The 13,653-nt window shown below is 60.2% G+C and carries 13 protein-coding genes and 1 riboswitch; of the genes, 8 read left to right on the forward strand and 5 right to left on the reverse strand.

What is annotated here, in order from left to right; all coding sequences use genetic code 11:
• Positions 1 to 52 precede the first annotated feature (52 nt).
• The 5 genes from ftnA (at position 53) to AB5Y71_RS01740 (ending at position 5,756) form a co-directional block, all read left to right on the forward strand.
• Positions 53 to 577, forward strand: coding sequence for a non-heme ferritin (gene ftnA / locus AB5Y71_RS01720; protein ID WP_005339225.1), 525 nt, complete (start codon positions 53 to 55; stop codon positions 575 to 577).
• Between the two features lie 149 nt (positions 578 to 726).
• Complete coding sequence (locus tag AB5Y71_RS01725) at positions 727 to 1,911, forward strand: NAD(P)/FAD-dependent oxidoreductase (protein WP_368170856.1); 1,185 nt, start codon at positions 727 to 729, stop codon at positions 1,909 to 1,911.
• Between the two features lie 81 nt (positions 1,912 to 1,992).
• Positions 1,993 to 3,666, forward strand: a complete 1,674-nt coding sequence (locus AB5Y71_RS01730) for a LytS/YhcK type 5TM receptor domain-containing protein (protein WP_368170849.1) — start codon at positions 1,993 to 1,995, stop codon at positions 3,664 to 3,666.
• A 46-nt stretch (positions 3,667 to 3,712) separates the two neighbouring features.
• Entirely contained in the window at positions 3,713 to 4,456 is a 744-nt protein-coding gene (locus AB5Y71_RS01735) for a LytR/AlgR family response regulator transcription factor (RefSeq protein WP_368170850.1), read from the forward strand.
• 109 nt (positions 4,457 to 4,565) lie between these two features.
• Complete coding sequence (locus tag AB5Y71_RS01740) at positions 4,566 to 5,756, forward strand: MFS transporter (protein WP_368170851.1); 1,191 nt, start codon at positions 4,566 to 4,568, stop codon at positions 5,754 to 5,756.
• 73 nt (positions 5,757 to 5,829) lie between these two features.
• Here AB5Y71_RS01740 and AB5Y71_RS01745 read toward each other — a convergent pair whose 3' ends face one another.
• From AB5Y71_RS01745 to AB5Y71_RS01760, 4 genes are all read right to left on the reverse strand, one after another.
• Positions 5,830 to 6,954: a 5-(carboxyamino)imidazole ribonucleotide synthase gene (locus tag AB5Y71_RS01745; protein ID WP_368170852.1), complete on the reverse strand. Its 1,125-nt coding sequence runs from the start codon at positions 6,952 to 6,954 to the stop codon at positions 5,830 to 5,832.
• Positions 6,951 to 7,460 (reverse strand): 5-(carboxyamino)imidazole ribonucleotide mutase, encoded by a 510-nt coding sequence (gene purE / locus AB5Y71_RS01750; RefSeq protein WP_123174051.1) that lies wholly within the window; start codon positions 7,458 to 7,460, stop codon positions 6,951 to 6,953. Before purE ends, AB5Y71_RS01745 begins: the two co-directional genes overlap by 4 nt.
• 63 nt (positions 7,461 to 7,523) lie before the next feature.
• Complete coding sequence (locus tag AB5Y71_RS01755; protein WP_005321666.1) at positions 7,524 to 7,826, reverse strand: hypothetical protein; 303 nt, start codon at positions 7,824 to 7,826, stop codon at positions 7,524 to 7,526.
• A gap of 4 nt (positions 7,827 to 7,830) precedes the next feature.
• Positions 7,831 to 8,757, reverse strand: coding sequence for a sodium-dependent bicarbonate transport family permease (locus AB5Y71_RS01760; RefSeq protein ID WP_005342109.1), 927 nt, complete (start codon positions 8,755 to 8,757; stop codon positions 7,831 to 7,833).
• A gap of 109 nt (positions 8,758 to 8,866) precedes the next feature.
• Here AB5Y71_RS01760 and AB5Y71_RS01765 point away from each other — a divergent pair, with 109 nt between their 5' ends.
• The 3 genes from AB5Y71_RS01765 (at position 8,867) to murI (ending at position 12,773) form a co-directional block, all read left to right on the forward strand.
• The gene (locus tag AB5Y71_RS01765) at positions 8,867 to 9,769 is read left to right on the forward strand and encodes a LysR family transcriptional regulator (RefSeq protein WP_139743165.1); all 903 of its coding nucleotides are present in this window, start codon (positions 8,867 to 8,869) and stop codon (positions 9,767 to 9,769) included.
• Between the two features lie 35 nt (positions 9,770 to 9,804).
• Positions 9,805 to 9,983, forward strand: a riboswitch (cobalamin riboswitch).
• Between the two features lie 51 nt (positions 9,984 to 10,034).
• The gene (locus AB5Y71_RS01770) at positions 10,035 to 11,858 is read left to right on the forward strand and encodes a TonB-dependent receptor (protein ID WP_181270071.1); all 1,824 of its coding nucleotides are present in this window, start codon (positions 10,035 to 10,037) and stop codon (positions 11,856 to 11,858) included.
• Positions 11,859 to 11,969: 111 nt separating this feature from the next.
• Positions 11,970 to 12,773, forward strand: coding sequence for a glutamate racemase (gene murI / locus AB5Y71_RS01775; RefSeq protein WP_368170853.1), 804 nt, complete (start codon positions 11,970 to 11,972; stop codon positions 12,771 to 12,773).
• Positions 12,774 to 12,780: 7 nt separating this feature from the next.
• Here the strand turns inward: murI and AB5Y71_RS01780 are convergent, their stop codons facing one another.
• Entirely contained in the window at positions 12,781 to 13,272 is a 492-nt protein-coding gene (locus tag AB5Y71_RS01780) for an RNA-binding protein (protein ID WP_005339200.1), read from the reverse strand.
• Positions 13,273 to 13,653: the final 381 nt, after the last annotated feature.

Raw genomic sequence — 13,653 nt, forward strand, 5'->3', positions numbered from 1 at the left:
TCGCGGCGGGAGTGTGGCGACAATCGATACCAAATCACTGAGGAGAAACAAGATGCTGGCCCAAGCCATGATCGAGAAGTTGAACGAGCAGATTAACCTGGAGTTCTACTCCTCCAATCTCTATCTGCAGATGAGCGCCTGGTGCGAAGACAAGGGCTTTGAGGGGGCGGCGACCTTCCTGCGTCAGCACGCGGTCGAGGAGCGCCAGCACATGGAGCGTCTGTTCACCTATGTGAGCGAGACCGGCGCCATGCCCAAGCTGGGTGCCATCGATGCCCCTCCCCACGAGTTCAAGTCGCTGGGCGATGTGTTCCGTACCACCCTGGAGCACGAGTACCACATCACCAAGTGCATCAATGGTCTGGCTCACGTGGCCTTCACTACTCAGGATTACTCCACCTTCAACTTCCTGCAGTGGTATGTGGCCGAGCAGCATGAAGAGGAGAAGCTGTTCAAGAGCATCGTCGACCGTCTGGGTCTGGTGGGTGAAGATGGCAAAGGCCTCTACTTCATCGACAAGGAGCTGGCCGAACTGGCCAAGGGCGCCCCTGCCAGCATCATGGACAGCAACGCCTGATAGTCGTGGACACTTAGTGTTCAGCCAGTACAATAACGGCCCTTTTAAGGGCCGTTGTTTATTCTGGTGGGCAGTCACCGTTGTGATGTCAGCCAGAGGCAATCACGGTTCTGGCCAGGTGCCGTTTCTATTTTGATAAGTGAGTGATGATGAAGCAGGTCGATGTGGTGGTGATCGGGGCCGGTGCGGCCGGATTGATGTGTGCGGCGCAGGCGGGCTACCGTGGCCGCTCCGTGCTGGTGCTCGACAATGCCAAGAAGCCGGGCCGCAAGATCCTCATCAGTGGCGGTGGTCGCTGCAACTTCACCAACCATCAGGCTGGTGCTCACGCCTACCTGTCGGAGAATCCCCACTTCAGCAAGTCGGCGCTGGCCCGCTACACCCAGCAGGACTTTATCGATCTGGTGGATCGCCACGGGGTCAACTATCACGAGCGCACTCTGGGGCAGCTGTTCTGTCTCGAGAGTGCCAAGGATATCGTCGATGTGCTGCTCATCGAATGTGACTGGGCCGGGGTGACCCTGCAGTTCCAGACCGAGATCCTCACCGTCAGCAAGCAGGACGAAGGCTTTGTGTTGACGACCAGCAAGGGTGAGATCGGCTGTCACTCGCTGGTGGTGGCGACCGGCGGTCTCTCCATGCCCAAGCTGGGGGCGACCCCTTATGGCTTCAAACTGGCGGAGCAGTTCGGCCTCAAGGTGCTGCCGACCCGCGCAGGGCTGGTGCCCTTTACCCTCCATCAGGCCGAGAAAGAGGCGTTCGCCGATCTCGCGGGCATCAGCCTGCCGGTGGCGGTGACCGCCGAGGATGGCACCCGCTTCAAGGAGGCGATGCTGTTCACCCACCGCGGCCTCTCCGGCCCCGTCATCCTGCAGATCTCCTCCTACTGGCACGCTGGCGAGAAGATCCACATCAACCTGCTGCCGGAGCTGGATATTCCGGCTGCCCTGCGTGAATGGGCGCAGGCGCACCCGGCGCAGGAGCTGAAAACCGTGCTGGGGCGCGAGCTGCCCAAGCGCTTCGTCGACAAGCTGGTGGAGCTGGGGCAGCTGGTCAGCAAGCCGATGCGCCAGTACAACGAGCGGGAACTGGAAGCGGTGGCCAACCTGCTGGGTGACTGGCAGATCCTGCCCAACGGCACCGAGGGGTATCGCACCGCCGAAGTGACCCTGGGTGGCGTCGATACCAACGAGCTCTCCTCCAAGACCATGGAAGCGCGCAAGGTACCGGGCCTCTACTTCATCGGCGAAGTGGTGGATGTGACCGGCTGGCTCGGTGGCTACAACTTCCAGTGGGCCTGGTCCTCCGGCTGGGTGGCCGGTCAGTACTGTTGATGTCACAGGGGCTGGTTTATCCGGCCCCGATTTATTGGTCAGGGTTAGGGTGATCGGTCGGGTTGCCGCAAGGGGGCGCAGATGCTTGAGAATCAGATGATGTTGTTGGCGGTGTTCGAACGGGCGGCGCTGATGCTGATGACCCTCTTCTTCCTGACCCGCACCCGGCCGTTCCAGCGGCTGTTCCAGAAGCGGGATCACACCCCGGCGGAGCTGGTGCTGGTGGCCTCCATCTTCGGCCTGTTTGCGGTGTTCAGTACCTACACCGGCATTCCGGTAGAGGGGGCGCTGATCAATGTGCGGATCATTGCCATTATCTCCGGCGGCATTTTGTTTGGCCCCTGGGTCGGCATTCCGGCCGGGGTCATCTCCGGTCTGCACCGCTATCTCATCGACATGGATGGCCACACCTCCATCCCTTGCCTTATCGCCAGTATTATCGCCGGTCTGCTCGCCACCTGGCTGCACCTGCGCTGTCGCAAGTCGCGGCTCTGGCTCTACGGCATTCTGGCGGGGATGCTCTGCGAAGGGCTGACCATGCTGCTGATCTGGCTGCTGACCGAGCCCCACGAAGTCGGGGTGGAGATCGTTAACCACATCGCCTATCCGATGATCGCCGGGGCGCTCTGCATCGGCCTCATCATCAAGCTGGTGCAGGATCTGGATGACGAGAAGGAGCTGATTGCTGCCAAGCAGGCCAAGCTGGCGCTCGATATCGCCAACAAGACGCTGCCCTTCTTCCAGAACATCGATCGCCACTCCCTCAGTCAGGTGTGTGATGTGATCCGGCGCGACATCAGCGCCGATGCGGTGGCCATCACAGATACCCATGACGTGCTGGCTTATGTCGGGGTGGGCAAGGACTATTACGAGCTGGATGAGCACCACGCCATCAGTGGCATGACCCAGCAGGCGGTGCTGCTCGACCAGATCATCATCAACAACGATTTGCGCCAGTATCACCTCTCCGATTTCCACTCGGTCATCATTATTCCGCTGCGAGAAAACGGCTCGGTGAGCGGCACCCTCAAGATCTACTATCGCCGCACCCACAGCATTACCAGCTCCCTGCGGGAGATGGCGGTGGGCCTCTCCCAGCTCATCTCCACCCAGATGGAGGTGTCGCGCATCGAGCAGCTCAAGGAGATGACTCGCAAGGCGGAGTTCACCGCGCTGCAGAGCAAGATCAACCCGCACTTCCTGTTCAATGCCCTCAACGCCATCTCGTCGCTGATCCGCATCCGGCCCCAGCAGGCGCGTCAGCTGATTGCCAATCTGGCGGACTACCTGCGCTACAACCTCAACAAGGGGGATGAGCTCATCGACATTCAGGAGGAGCTGCAGCAGGTGCGCGACTACGTGGCCATCGAGCAGGCCCGCTTCGGCGACAAGCTGGAGGTGGTATTCGAGGTGGACGATGTGCACATTCAGGTACCGAGCCTGCTGTTGCAGCCGCTGGTGGAAAACGCCATCCTGCACGGCATCCAGCCCCGCAGCGCGCCGGGTCGGGTCACCATCGAGGTGAAGCAGCTGGCGGGCGGCATCCGGGTATCGGTGCGGGATACCGGTTACGGCATCAGTCAGGCAGTGATCAACGGGGTAGCCGCCGGTCGGGTGGAGAGCCGCAGCATCGGCCTGATGAACGTGCATCAGCGGGTCAAGCTGCTCTATGGCGACGGCCTGCACCTCAAGCGGCTGGAGCCGGGTACCGAGGTGAGTTTCTATCTGCCGGATCAGGAGTCGATGCCATGCTGAGTGCCATCATGGTTGAGGATAAGTGTGTGCCGCGAGAGGTGTTGTCATGCTGAAAGCCATTATTGTCGAAGATGAATATCTGGCTCGTGAAGAGCTCATCTATCTGGTGAATCAGCACAGCCAGATCGAGATAGTGGCGAGCTTTGAGGATGGGCTGGAGGCGTTCAAATACCTGCAGGATCACGAGGTGGACGTGGTGTTTCTGGATATCCAGATCCCCTCCATCGACGGCTTGCTGCTGGCCAAGAACCTGCACAAGTCGAGTCATCCGCCCCACATTGTCTTCGTCACCGCCTACAAGGAATTTGCGGTGGAGGCGTTCGAGCTGGAGGCGTTCGACTACATCCTCAAGCCTTACAACGAGCCGCGCATCATCAATCTGCTGCAAAAGCTCGAGCATGCGGGCAAGTCGCAACCAGCCACCACGGGGGAGGCGAGCGGCGAGGGGAGCTGCCCCCACAATCGCACCGTCAATCTGGTGAAGGGGGAGCGCATCATCGTCACCCCCTGCGAGCAGATCTACTACGCGGAAGCCGACGAGAAGCTCACCTATGTCTATACCCGCGATGATCGCTACGTGATGACCATGACCATCAGCGAGTTTGTCAGCCGGCTGCCTGCCGAAGGGTTCTTCCGCTGTCACCGCTCCTACTGCGTCAACATCAACAAGATCCGCGAAATAGTCCCCTGGTTTAACAGCACCTATCTCATCCGGCTCCATGATCTGCCGTTCGAGGTGCCGGTCAGTCGCAGCAACATCAAGGCGTTCCGTCAGCTGATGCGGCTCTGATTGTCATTCATTCCCGCCGATCTGCATTTCATGCCTTAATCGATCGGCGCGAGCTGCGTCTTGCCTATAGTGGCCTCAATTTCCTTAAGGCCATCGACCGAGACGCATCATGACCATCGATCTGAACCGCACCTGGTACCTGACACTGATCGGTACCATTATCACCCAGTTCGCACTGGGTTCCGTCTACACCTGGAGCCTGTTCAACGCCCAGCTCTCCGACAAGCTGGACGAGCCGGTGAGTCAGGTCGCTTTCGCCTTCGGCCTGCTCAGCCTCTCGCTGGCGGTCGCCTCCTCCATGGCGGGCAAGCTGCAGGAGCGGTTCGGGGTGCGCAACGTGACCCTGGGCGCTGGTGTGCTGCTCGGCATCGGCTTCTTCCTCACCGCCCATGCCAGCAATCTGGCGATGCTCTACCTCTGTGCGGGCATTCTGGTCGGTTTTGCCGACGGTACCGGCTACCTGATGACCCTCTCCAACTGCGTGAAGTGGTTCCCGGAGCGCAAGGGGCTGATCTCCGCCTGTTCCATCGGTGCCTATGGCCTCGGCAGTCTCGGTTTCAAATACATCAACCTGCTGCTGCTCTCCAGCTCCGGCCTTGAGACAACCTTCCAGCTGTGGGGGCTGATCGCCATGTCCATGGTGCTGGTGGGCGGCATGCTGATGAAGGATGCGCCCAAGCAGGCCGCTTCCGTGCAGCAGAGCGAGAGTCGTGACTTCACTCTGGCCGAGGCGATGCGCAAGCCGCAGTACTGGATGCTGGCGCTGATGTTCCTCACCGCCTGCATGAGCGGCCTCTACGTCATCGGCGTAGCCAAGGATATCGGCGAGAAGATGGTGGGTCTGCCTGCTGTAGTCGCTGCCAATGCCGTCGCCATCATCGCCATGGCCAACCTGGGTGGCCGTCTGGTGCTGGGGATCCTCTCCGACAAGATGTCCCGCATCAGGGTCATCACCATCGCCCAGCTGATTACCCTGGCGGGCATGGCGCTGCTGCTGTTCGTGCCGCTCAATGCCAACCTCTTCTTCGTGGCGGTCGCCTGTGTGGCGTTCAGCTTCGGTGGCACCATCACCGTTTACCCCTCGCTGGTGAGCGACTTCTTCGGTCTCAACAACCTGACCAAGAACTATGGCGTCATCTATCTGGGCTTTGGTCTGGGCAGCATCATCGGCTCCATCGTGGCCTCCCTGTTTGGCGGCTTTATGGCGACCTTCCACCTGATCCTGGTGTTGCTGGTGGTGGCGCTGGTGCTCTCCCTCACCATCCGCCTGCCGGCACCGGTAGCGGTGGAGCGGGCCTGACAAGCCTCCCTGCCACAGCAAGCAAAAACAGAGACCCGGGCCATGCCCGGGTCTTTGCATTTCCGATACTCGATCAGCGTGGCGCTAGCCCCAGCAGCTGGCGGGCCTTGCAGCAGGTTTCCTCCACCGTTGACCAGTCGTCACCGGTTACCGTGATATGGCCCATCTTGCGGCCGGGGCGGGGTTCGCCCTTGCCATAGAGGTGCAGATGCAGGCCGGGCAGCGTCAGCAGGGCGGCCCAGTCTGGCGTGCCGTTTTGCCAGAGATCCCCCAGCAGGTTGATTAACAGGGCGGGGCGCACGGCAATCTGCTCCGGCAGCGGCAGATCGCACAGGGCCCGCACCTGCAACTCGAATTGGCTGCACTCGGCGTTGTCGAGGCTGGGGTGACCCGAGTTATGGGGGCGGGGTGCCAGCTCATTGACCAGCTGTCGCCCCTCCACCAGAAAGAACTCCACCGTCAGTACCCCCACGTAATCGAGGGCGGCAATCAGTCGCTCAGCGATCCCTTTGGCTTCGTTCTCCAGCACCGGCACATTGGCCGGGGAGCGGGTCTGATCGAGGATGCCGCCGCTGTGCCAGTTCTGCACCAGTGGCAGGGCGCTGATGGCGCCGCTCGGGCTGCGGGCCAGGGTCAGGGCAAATTCCCCCTCCAGTGCCAGCCGTTTTTCCAGCACGCAGGGCACGCCACTGCCTGCCAGCGCCGTCGCCAGCTCATCCAGATTGCTCATTTGCCACTGCCCCTTGCCGTCGTACCCCTCGCGGGCCGTCTTGAGAATGGCGGGGAAGATTTCGCTGGCCTGTGCGGGGATGGGCTCTTCCGGCAGTAGCGCCAGATAGGGGGCGACCGGGATGTCAGCTCCGCGCAGAAAGGCTTTCTCCTCGCGGCGATCCTGACAGATGCGCACCGCGCTGGCGGCTGGGCGCACCGGCTTTTGTTTTTCGAGCAGCGCGAGGGTGGCGGCGGGCACGTTCTCGAACTCGCAGCTGATGGCCTCGCAGCGGCTGGCCAGCTCGTGCAGGGCGGTCGGGTCGTCATAGGGGGCGACAATATGGTGATCGGCGGCGGCACCGGCGATGCTGGCCGGGTCGGGATCCAGTACCACCACCTTGTAGCCGAGGCGGTGGGCGGCCATCACGAAGTAGCGGCCAAGTTGGCCGCCCCCCAGCATGCCGAGGGTGGCGGGTGGCACTATCATGTCGGCTCCTCCAGGTGCAGCGCCAGCACCCGGTCGCGCTCGTGGGTACGGAAGTCGTCGAGCTGCTGCCGGTAGCGGGGGGCGTCGTCATCTCGGGCGACCGAGAGCAGAGAGACCGCGAACAGGGCGGCGTTGGCGGCCCCCGCCTCGCCGATGGCGAAGGTGGCGACCGGCACCCCCTTGGGCATCTGCACGATGGAGAACAGGGAGTCCATCCCCTTGAGATGACGGGAGGGGATGGGCACCCCCAGCACCGGCAATGTGGTCTTGGCGGCGACCATACCCGGCAGGTGGGCGGCACCACCGGCCCCGGCGATGATGGCGCGCAGGCCGCGCTCGCGGGCAGTGGCGGCATACTCGAACAGCAGATCCGGGGTGCGATGGGCCGAGACCACCTGTGCCTCGTAGGGCACGCCGTGCTCCTTGAGGATGCGGGCGGCGGCCTGCAGCACGGGCCAGTCGGAGTCGGAGCCCATTACCAGGCCGATCAGCGGAGGGGTGTTCATGTGTATTTGTTCCTTGCTGTTAAACGTTTGCTTTTGGTAAACAAAAAGAGCCGGCAAGCCGGCTCAGAATTTCTCGGGTCGCACGATTTCGACCGGTTGCAGAAAGGCGATCATGGCGTAGTCGGGGTAGTAGCGACTCTGCAGGTGGGCCAGCAGCCGCTCTGCCTGCTCCCGACTGCAGATCGCCTCCAGCCGGATGTTGCCGCTCTCGCTCCAGCTGGCGTTGCGCTCGCCATGATCCCCCCGGCCGCGGGCATCTGTGATGGTGTAGCCGCGCAGCCCCTCGCGGGTGAGGGTGCGCAGCAGGGTCGGCTCCAGATTGGCTTCCGTAATGACGGTCAGCAGGGTGCGGGTCTCGGTCTGCATGTGGCTACTCCGTGAAGTGGCGGGCCCAGCTGTGGTAGAGCGGGATCCCCAGCATGATGTTGAACGGGAAGGTGACCCCCAGCACGGCGCTGAGGGACAGCCCCGGGTTGGCCTGAGGCACGGCGATGCGCATGGTAGCCGGCACGGCAATATAGGAGGCGCTGGCCGCTAGGGTAGCCAGCAAGGTCAGGCCGCCGAGAGAGAGGCCCATCAGCTGGCCAGCCGCCAGCCCCAGTCCCGCCGAGGCGAGCGGCATCAACAGGGCGAAGCCGAGCAGGAACAGGCCGTGGCGGCGCAGATCCTGACACTGACGGGCGACGATCAGGCCCATCTCCAGCAGGAACAGCGCCAGCGCACCCTTGAACAGGTCGACAAACAGCGGTTTGAGTGGGGCAATTCCGTCCGGCCCGGCCAGATAGCCGATGGCCATACCGCCGAGAAGCAGGGTTACCCCTTTGCCGAGGAAGGTCTCGTGGGCCAGCATGCGCCAGCGGGTCTCGCGGCTGATGCCGCGGGCCAGCACTATGCCCACCAGAATGGCGGGGATCTCCATCACCGCGAGGAAGATGGAGAGCTGTGATTCAAAGCTGATGCCCCGCTCGGTGAGCCAGTTCACCCCGACCGCAAAGGTGGCGACGCTGACCGAACCATAGTGGGCGGCGGTGGCGGCGGCATCGACCCGGTTCATCTTGAGGCGTAGCACGGCAAAGCCGAGCAGGGTCTGCACCACGCCGAGCAGGATCACTAGCGCCAGTTGTGGCAGCAGAGGTTGCAGGGATTGCTGGGCCAGACCGACGCCGCCCTTGAGGCCGATGGCCAGCAGCAGAAAGAGGGAGAGGGTGTCGTAGAGGGCAGGAGGCAGTTTGAGCTCGGAGCGCACCAGACCGGCCAGCAGACCAAACAGAAAGAAGAGTACAACAACGTCCAGCATGATGGTTCGCAGGGCAGTTCAGATAATGGTTGCATGCTAGAGCCCGCAATGTTTCGATAAAATCAGATTTTCGCTGATGGTTGTTCGGTAAAAACTGATAGGGAACGGCATGCTCAACTACAAACAGCTCTACTACTTCTGGCATGTGGCACGCAGCGGCAGCGTGACGCAGGCCGCCGAACAGCTGCATCTCACGCCGCAGACCATCAGCGGTCAGGTGGCCGAGCTGGAGCAGTCCCTCGGAGTGGCGCTGTTCAACCGGGTGGGGCGGCGTCTGGTGCTGACTGCTGCGGGTCGGCAGGCGCAGGAGCAGGCGGGGGCCATTTTCTCGCTCGGTGCCGAGCTGGAGCACACCCTGCGCCACGCCAGTCAGGAGCTGACCATGCAGGTGGGGATCGCCGATTCGGTACCCCGTACTCTGGCGTTCGAGCTGCTGGCTCCCGCAATGGCGCTGGCGACCCCGTTGCGGCTGGTGTGTCACGAGGAGCGGGCCGAGCAGCTGTTCAGCGAACTGGCCCGCCACAAGCTGGATATGGTGCTGATCGATCGCCCTCTCCCTCCCGACAGCGGCGTGCGTGGCTATAACCACGAGCTGGGGCGCAGTCCACTGGCGCTGTTTGCCAGTCCCGAGCTGGCGGCGCGGGCGCGGGACGGCTTTCCCGCCTCGCTGGAGGGGTTGCCGTTGCTTATTCCCGGAGAGAAGTCTGCCACCCACGATCGGCTGCTGGAGTGGTATCGCCAGCAGGGCATTCATCCCCATCTGGTGGGACAGTTTGATGACTCCACCCTGATGAAGTCGTTCGGCAAGGCGGGGATGGGGATCTTCCCGGCGCCGCTGGCGATGGCCGACGAGATTGGCCGCCTCTACGGGGTGGAGCGGATTGCGACCCTCACCGAGGTCACCCTCTCTTACTATCTGGTCTCGGCAGGGCGCCATCTCTCCCATCCCGGGGTACAGGCGGTGATGGAGGGCGCCCAGCAGCGGCTGGCGGCGCTGGCTGGCAATAAATAGAAATCTGGATGGCTATACATCCAGCGTTGCTCTGCCTATAATCCTCCCGCTTTGGCGCATCATGCTTAATAGGGAATCCGGTGAGAATCCGGAGCTGGCGCGCAGCGGTAAGGGGGAACGAAGCGACATCAGGGCACTGCCGTCAGGCGGGAAGCCGTCGCCGTAGGCTATCAGCCCCCGAGCCCGAAGACCTGCCAGAGTTCGTATTTCGGGCCGAGAGAAACCGGCCACGAAGTAGATACTTACGCGAACTTAAGGATCTCTCATGTCGAAGAAATTTCTGGCGGCTGCCCTGTTGCCGACGGCGGCGTTTGCCCAAACCACCATCCCCATCAATCCAACTCTGGTCATTACGGCCAACCGCGTGGAACAACCGGTCAGCTCGGTGCTGGCGCCCGTTGTGGTGATCGATCGTGCCGAGATCGAATCTCGTCAGGTTCAGAGTTTGCCCGAACTGCTGAAAACCCTGCCTGGTGTGCAGATAGCGACACTGGGAGGCCGGGGTCACATCAGTAGCCTGTTTATCCGTGGAACCAACTCCAACCACTCGCTGGTTTTGATGAATGGTCGTCCGATTGCAGCTATGGTGGCGGGTACGCCTGATCTCAGCCAAATCCCGCTCGGTAATATCGAGCGCATCGAGTATATCCGTGGCCCACGCGCGGCTGTGTATGGTTCCGATGCCATTGGCGGCGTTATCAACCTCATCACCAAAACATCCGCCAAGAATGGCAGCGAGACACACCTGAAGGGCGGTGCTGGCAGCAATGGTTATGGTCAGGGCGAGCTAAGAACGGTTCAGGCATTGGGCCAAAAAACCGATATGAACATGCTGATTGGCTACGAGCGTACCGATGGTTTTGATGTCGTAGCCAATACCAAACAGCCGGATCGGGATGGTTTTGCTAGCCGTAATGGCCAAATTGGTTTGAACCACGCTTTTAATGATGCTTGGAGTGCGGACTTCAATGCTCAGGGCTATGACAATCTCACCGACACAGATGGCAGCACGGACCAGAGTCGGGTACAGGCTTTCCAATATGATGGTGGTCTCAAGTTCCAGGGTAAGGATCTGAGCAGTCGACTTGAAGCCAGTTACGGTGAGAACAAGCTGAAGACTTGGCAGGAGGCTAAAGGAGAGGCTAGCGGTGAGCCTATTCATACAGGTTTAACCCGCTTCTCCTGGATTAACAGTTGGAGCGGCATCGAAGGGATGAATCTGACCGGTGGCGCAGATTGGCAGCGTGAGGAGATGAAATCAGACTCCCGCAGCTATGGCAAAACCTTCAGCGCACCTGATCGCGACAATACCGGTCTGTTTGCCGTGGGGAGCTACCGTTGGCAGGCGCTGCTGTGGGAGTTGTCAGGTCGTACTGATGACAACCAGCAATATGGCCGTCACAACACCTGGTCTGCGGCCAGCGGGCTGGATATCGATGAAAACCATAATGTCCGGCTGAGCTACGGTACTGGCTTCAAAGCGCCCACCTTCAACCAGCTCTATTATCCAGGGTCTGAGAATCCGACACTCAAGCCGGAAGAGAGCAAAAACCTGGAGCTGGGTCTGTCAGGTCGCTATTCGGCCTGGGACTGGTCTGTAAATCTGTATCGCAACCGCATCGATAATCTGATTTATTGCCTGACCAGCATGAGCTACACATGTAATCCCAAAAATACCACGGCGGATATCAAAGGGGTGGAAACGGAAATCGGTATCGATACCGGGCCCGTGCATCATCGTTTGAGTTACGACTACACCAGAGCCAAAGACAAGGGTAATCAGGATTTGCAGTTGCTGCGCAGAGCCGAGCATAAGGGCAGCTGGATCGCAGATACCCGATTCGATGCCACGACACTGACGACTGAGCTGCTCTATGTCGGCAAGCGCTATGACAATAACTGGGCGACAAACCAACGGGTAGAGCTCGGTGCGTATACGTTGTTAAACCTGGCCGCCAGTTACGAGGTGACCCAGCAATTTACCTTGGGGGGGCGTATAGACAACTTGTTCGATCGTGATTACGCCCCCGCTTATGGTTACGCATCGCCGGGTACCGAGTTCAAAGTGACTGCCGACTACCGCTTCTGATGCTTTATTCGGTTCATCTTTGAAAAACCGAGGCCCTGCCATTGGCAGGGCCTTTTCTATTGGCGGCAGGCGGGAGTATGATCGCCGCCTTGCACCAAAGGGGGAGGTCAAGTGGCCAATATTCTCGTGTTTGACTCCGGTATGGGTGGCCTGACCATCTACCGCGAGATCCGTCGCGTCTTGCCGGCACACAACTATTTCTACTGCTTCGACAATGCCAACTTCCCCTATGGTGAATTGAGCGAGCCTGCCCTGATTGCTGCCTGCACCCGCTTGGTGACCACCATGGTGGCCCGTCATCAGATCGATCTGGTGGTGATTGCCTGCAACACGGCCAGCACCATAGCGCTGCCGGCCTTGCGTGAGGCACTGGATATTCCCGTGGTGGGGGTGGTGCCAGCCATCAAGCCCGCCGCTGCACAGACTCGCAACGGTTGTATCGGTCTGCTGGCTACGCCAGGCACCGTCAGCCGCCACTATACCCACGAACTGATCGCCCAGTTTGCTCCCGGCAAGCGGGTGCTGCTCAAGGGCACCACCGAGCTGGTCATAGAAGCCGAACACAAGCTGGCTGGCCTACCGGTCAATATGGCGCTACTGCACGAGGTATTGGCCGATTGGCTGGAGGGGGAAGAAAAGCCGGATACGTTGGTGCTTGGTTGCACTCACTTCCCGCTACTCAATGAAGAGATTGGGCAACTGATGCCGCAATGTCAGCTGATCGACTCGGGCAGTGCCGTTGCCAAACGGGTGGCCTGGTTGCTGAGCAATTGCGGGCATGCAACCTTGCAGCCTGTACATATAGAAGAGGTGATTGCCAGGGCTTACTGTACCCGGCTGGATGGGGAGGCTCAAAAACTGACAGCCCCCTTGCAAGCATGGGGGCTGTCATCACTGGAAGAGGTGAAGTACTGACGAGCGGTTAGGCGTCAGTTTCGCTACCTTCTCTTTCCTCTTTATCACGTTTGTCATTCGCTTCACGCACCTTGAGGGTGCGCTGCTGATACTCTTTGTCATTCAAAGCGGCAATCGCCTTGGCGGCATCGGCGGCGGGCATCTCCACGAAACCGAAACCTCTGCGCTTGCCGGTTGCCTTGTCCTTCATCAACCGCACGGAAATGACCTGGCCCTGTTCGGCAAACAATTCGCGCACTGCGATCTCATTGGCGCGATATGGCAGGTTGCCTACATATAAGGTGCAAGTCTCCTGATTGGCGATCGACTCGGCGACATTAGCCGGGGTTCGCTTCAGGAACAGCGGTACCACGAAACCGCCGATGGCCAGACCTGCTGCAAAAATCACTTCCGCTTTCAAAGAGAACTGCAGGGCCTGGGCAACCAGGTAGCCAACCACTGCCAATACCAGAGCAAGGATTGCGGCCTGCATATAGACGGGAAACTTGGATAAATTCATCTTAAAAGACCTTTTGTAAATGAAAGCAAAAAAGGTGCAACACTATATTCACCTCCATGGTAACCAGCTTTCCTGATTGGCGCTACCATGGACCACTCGGGAGAGGTTATCGGCTCCAGTATGGCATTCCCAAGGTCACTGAAGGCGACATAAATGACGCTAAAATGGGAGTGAAATAACCGGACTGTGGATAACATTGTATATATACACTGAATAAGCTGTTTCTAATTGAATAATTTGAAATTTTCGTGATTTTCTTCAAAAAAAGTCTTGTTATCGCAGCGCCGCTCCCTATAATGCGCCCCTACCAGCACGGCGGAACACGCCGAACTGATGAGCCAGCTTCCTAGCGAAGCAGGCGCCGAAAGAAAAGCGAAAACA

Source organism: Aeromonas sp. R9-2 (genome assembly GCF_040908025.1).
Classification (GTDB): Bacteria; Pseudomonadota; Gammaproteobacteria; order Enterobacterales; family Aeromonadaceae; genus Aeromonas; species Aeromonas veronii.

What these genes read in the sequence shown, in the direction of transcription:
- purE (WP_123174051.1), bottom strand. Translation starts at nt 7,460, where the DNA reads ATGAACACCCCTCCGCTGATCGGCCTGGTAATGGGCTCCGACTCCGAC.
- AB5Y71_RS01765 (WP_139743165.1), top strand. Translation starts at nt 8,867, where the DNA reads ATGCTCAACTACAAACAGCTCTACTACTTCTGGCATGTGGCACGCAGC.
- AB5Y71_RS01730 (WP_368170849.1), top strand. Translation starts at nt 1,993, where the DNA reads ATGCTTGAGAATCAGATGATGTTGTTGGCGGTGTTCGAACGGGCGGCG.
- AB5Y71_RS01735 (WP_368170850.1), top strand. Translation starts at nt 3,713, where the DNA reads ATGCTGAAAGCCATTATTGTCGAAGATGAATATCTGGCTCGTGAAGAG.
- AB5Y71_RS01770 (WP_181270071.1), top strand. Translation starts at nt 10,035, where the DNA reads ATGTCGAAGAAATTTCTGGCGGCTGCCCTGTTGCCGACGGCGGCGTTT.
- AB5Y71_RS01745 (WP_368170852.1), bottom strand. Translation starts at nt 6,954, where the DNA reads ATGATAGTGCCACCCGCCACCCTCGGCATGCTGGGGGGCGGCCAACTT.
- ftnA (WP_005339225.1), top strand. Translation starts at nt 53, where the DNA reads ATGCTGGCCCAAGCCATGATCGAGAAGTTGAACGAGCAGATTAACCTG.
- AB5Y71_RS01780 (WP_005339200.1), bottom strand. Translation starts at nt 13,272, where the DNA reads ATGAATTTATCCAAGTTTCCCGTCTATATGCAGGCCGCAATCCTTGCT.
- AB5Y71_RS01760 (WP_005342109.1), bottom strand. Translation starts at nt 8,757, where the DNA reads ATGCTGGACGTTGTTGTACTCTTCTTTCTGTTTGGTCTGCTGGCCGGT.
- AB5Y71_RS01740 (WP_368170851.1), top strand. Translation starts at nt 4,566, where the DNA reads ATGACCATCGATCTGAACCGCACCTGGTACCTGACACTGATCGGTACC.
- AB5Y71_RS01725 (WP_368170856.1), top strand. Translation starts at nt 727, where the DNA reads ATGAAGCAGGTCGATGTGGTGGTGATCGGGGCCGGTGCGGCCGGATTG.
- AB5Y71_RS01755 (WP_005321666.1), bottom strand. Translation starts at nt 7,826, where the DNA reads ATGCAGACCGAGACCCGCACCCTGCTGACCGTCATTACGGAAGCCAAT.